The organism is Bacteroidales bacterium (genome assembly GCA_018334875.1).
Classification (GTDB): Bacteria; Bacteroidota; Bacteroidia; order Bacteroidales; family UBA12077; genus JAGXLC01.
This window is the reverse complement of sequence record JAGXLC010000399.1, coordinates 1-3,751: the sequence shown is the minus strand read 5'-3', so window position 1 is coordinate 3,751 and position 3,751 is coordinate 1. Positions and strand designations below refer to the sequence as shown.

Sequence of the window (3,751 nt, the reverse complement as noted above, 5' to 3'; positions counted from 1 at the left end):
CATTGCCATCGCTGTGCGGCAATGGTCGGTTCATGACGGAATCGTATTTGCTGCCCTGGCAGGGGCCGGAATTTTACTGATTGTGACATCGTGGCATGGATATAAAAACCGGGCCACATCCCCGTTTAAAAAGCTGTCTCGGGGCTGAAGCTATGAATACTTTTAACGGTTGAAGATGCATGAAACACGTACCGATTGCCCCTTTAACCGTAAAGGTAACCTGATCTTCGTTAATCAATGAAAACGTTAATGTGTAACTAGTTGCTGTTGAATCTATCGGATTAATTTACATATCACAATAATTAAAAATACGCTTCACGCAACAGTATTTTATCAAAACCTTAGTTCTAAATTTTACGTAGATATAAAAACAATTCTTAACGCTTATATAAATGAAACATTTATTCAATCTTTTGTTGATTTTTCTGGTTTTTGTTATTGCATCCTGTGAAAAAGAAATAACAACACCAGATACCATCAATGCTTCACAGGGTACGTATATTGGAGTAGTTCATTTATCTTACAGCCCGGCAATGGGAGATGGGGACATACAATATGTTTGTTACAGGATGAATCCGGACTATAACTCATGGGATGAGATTGGCTGGACCCGGAGGACCAAGTGGGCTGATATAGGATATAAGTTGCCTTCAAATAAAATTATCCCAGGCCAATCCTATGAGTATCGAATACGCGCCCATACCGACGAGGCAGGTTTTGGCGATTATTCCCAAACAGTTACAGGTTATGCTTTTGAAGCTGATTTGCCCGAAATCACATCTACAAAAAGAATTACGGAAAACGCGAACCTGGAAATAGAAGTAACGTTAACTGAAACAAATGATTTGGCAGCACTGCAAAATTTAGGATCTGTTTATTATACATTATTACGGAAAGAAGCGGGGACATCCGCGGATTTCCAGAAAGTTGGAGAACTGGAATACAGGTATGATCCCCAGAATGAAATCACAGAGTTTTATCTGACAGATGATAAGAAAGGACTGGAACCAGGCAAAAATTATATCTATAAGGTAATTGCAGATTATTTTTACAACTATATAACTGTGAATGGAGATCCCGGAAACGGACAATACAAAGTAGAGGGAGATACAGTTATCAGTGAAGCCAGTGGTGGAAGTACACCAGGTGCTGACTATACCATTTCGGATCCGGTGCAGATTTTTGCTGCCAGCCAGGGTGGAATTCCCAGGATCAAGGAAAAAGTAAAAGGAAGTACCGTGTATTTGGGTGCAATAACGGGTGCCGGTGCCACGGGTTATGGTAAGCCGGTTCTTTACAGCTATTCCGGCTCTTCATGGCAGCAAGTCTGGACAAGTGACCCGGGAGAAGAATTTGATCAGATCAATTTTGCAGTCGGCTCTTCCCATTCTTATGTGGCGGGAACCACAGATTCATTGTATGTATTCGCCTGGGACGGATCCGTATGGTCCGGAAATCTGACCCCGGATAACCTGGGTCAGGATGACAGTCCGTCTGGCGTGTCTATAGAAACATACAATGATGAGCTTTATATGGGGCTAACTCAGTATCCCGATTACGACCTTCAGGTTCTGAAATACAATGGTTCTGCATGGGATACCATTGGCGGCGATGCCAACGGGATCATTGCAACCGGATCAATATTCAACACCGAAATTGAAAATGTCGACGGAAACCTGTATTTGAAATATATCATTGATAATACCTTGCATATTAAGAGTCTGAACGGCTCTTCATGGGATGAGGTACTTAGCTGGAATCACGAGTATCTTGGAGATGCAGAGTTGGCCCAAAATAGCGGCGATCTCTATTTTATTGCCACCAGCAACGCATTGGTTTCCTATCCTGGCGGGGTATATAAGGTAACCGGCACTTCAACTGTTGAAAACCTGATCCCATCAGGTAATGAATGGTTCGTTGATCCTATGGCCATAGCAATCGACTCGGATGGAAATGTGGTGCTGTCCAGTATGAAATTTGAATCTCAGGAGAGTATCTATCCGTTCATCAGTATTTATGATGGATCAAGCTGGAAATCCATCTCAGATGATTTCTCAACGGGTTTGGATCCGGTTGGGGTGAGTACGATCAATACCGATATTTACTATATGTATGGAAAAGCTTCATCTGAGGATAATATTGGCAATCCGACCGTGATTGAATCCAAAAAGTATACGAAGTAGATATTGCTGTTTTCAAGCAGATCTGCAACAAGAACTATTCTGATGGCAATATCCTTTCAAAGCCACCTCGATTTAATCAAGGTGGCTTTTGATTTTTCGGATGCAGTCCTCAACGATAAAGATGATAATTACTTTGAATTATAATTTAAGTAGATTCAAGAATACGCTTTAATCCAGTTCCTTGATCTTGATATTCCGCCAGGCCACTTCAAAGGGTCCCCTGTTTCCAACGCCATGAACCTGCAAGCCGATGAATCCTTCCGGATGGGATTCATACATATCTTCATCCACCAGATCGGAGATTTGTTTGCCGTTGATCCAGACCTGGATCCTGGGGCCCTTTGCAACCACGCGGTACTTGTTCCATTCCCCGTCCTTAAAAGTTTTGTGTGGAACGCGTTTGTCGTCCGGGGTCATCCAGCCACCGGCAGCTTCGGCATACAAATAGCCCGCCTCTGCACCGTCATCACCACTGGCTTCAATTTCAACCTGCGGCCCGTTCACCCGTCCTGATTTTTTAAATAGTCCTGCTTTGCGGGTTTTTGAGCGAATTTGCACACCCGAGTTCAATTCATTGTCGAACAATTTGACTTCAAAAACCATTTCAAAATCATCATAATCTTTTTTGGTGCACAAGAAGGAATTCGGACTACCTTTGGTTGTTTGTCCGATGATCATGCCATCTTCGACCCAATAATCGGCTTTCCCATTTTTTTGAACCCAGCCGTCAAGGTTTTCTCCGTTAAACAATGATTTCCAGTCATCTTCACTGGCAAATGCCAGTAAGAGAAATGAAAGAAGCAGTGAGGTTAAAATAATCTGTTGTTTTTTCATGGTGTAATGCTTTTATTTAAGTAAAGATATTATTTTTATTTGATTATAAAGTTCAGTCTAAAAAAATTTTTCCTGTCACCAATATATCCCTTAATTTGAAATCAACTGTAAAGTTACCACGTAGGGCCTGTGATCCGAAGCCACTTTCTCTTCGATGACCTTCCGCTCAACCATTTTCCAACGAGATTCAGGATGATACATGATATAATCCAGTTTTCTTTCTGGAGAACCGGATGGGTAGGTTGGTTCGGCCGGAGTATCGGCAGTCATGGTCCATCGTTCCAGCAAAATGTCAATGGGCCGGCTTCCAGGTGTCGCGTTCAGGTCTCCGGCAAGAATGGCGGGGTTATTGAGCCCGGACAAAATGTGGTTAAGTGCTTTGGCCTGGTAAATGCGATCCGTGGGGTCCTGTGTATGATCCAGATGGGTGGCGATAAATTCAATCCGCTCATCGTTCATAAGGTCAATTACCACCCGCAGTGCAGCCCGGGGTTCATGTCCTTCACCGGCTCCCAGGTGATGCACCTCCATGGATTCGGCCGGATATTTTGAAAGGATGGCTTCTCCATAGGCTCCCCCGTCATAATCCATGGCTTTCCCGAAAAAAGGAGTCAAATCCGTACGTTTGGCCATTTCCAGAGCCAGGTCCATTTGATTCACCCTGCCGGTTCTGAAATCCACTTCCTGAAGGGCTACCAGGTCGGGATCGGCCCGACGGATAACCGCCGCGATGG

3 protein-coding genes are annotated in these 3,751 nt (G+C 43.6%); 1 reads left to right on the top strand and 2 read right to left on the bottom strand.

Annotation, left to right across the window (positions count from 1 at the left end):
* The first annotated feature begins 392 nt into the window (after positions 1-392).
* Positions 393-2,183 (top strand): hypothetical protein, encoded by a 1,791-nt coding sequence (locus KGY70_18770; GenBank protein MBS3777246.1) that lies wholly within the window; start codon positions 393-395, stop codon positions 2,181-2,183.
* A 168-nt stretch (positions 2,184-2,351) separates the two neighbouring features.
* Here the strand turns inward: KGY70_18770 and KGY70_18765 are convergent, their stop codons facing one another.
* Together KGY70_18765 and KGY70_18760 are read right to left on the bottom strand one after the other, a co-directional pair.
* On the bottom strand, positions 2,352-3,017 hold the full coding sequence (locus tag KGY70_18765) for a DUF1080 domain-containing protein (protein ID MBS3777245.1): 666 nt from the start codon (positions 3,015-3,017) through the stop codon (positions 2,352-2,354).
* A gap of 90 nt (positions 3,018-3,107) precedes the next feature.
* A partial coding sequence (locus KGY70_18760; protein ID MBS3777244.1) for an endonuclease/exonuclease/phosphatase family protein occupies positions 3,108-3,751 on the bottom strand: 644 nt, incomplete at its 5' end.

What these genes read in the sequence shown, in the direction of transcription:
- KGY70_18770 (MBS3777246.1), top strand. Translation starts at nt 393, where the DNA reads ATGAAACATTTATTCAATCTTTTGTTGATTTTTCTGGTTTTTGTTATT.
- KGY70_18765 (MBS3777245.1), bottom strand. Translation starts at nt 3,017, where the DNA reads ATGAAAAAACAACAGATTATTTTAACCTCACTGCTTCTTTCATTTCTC.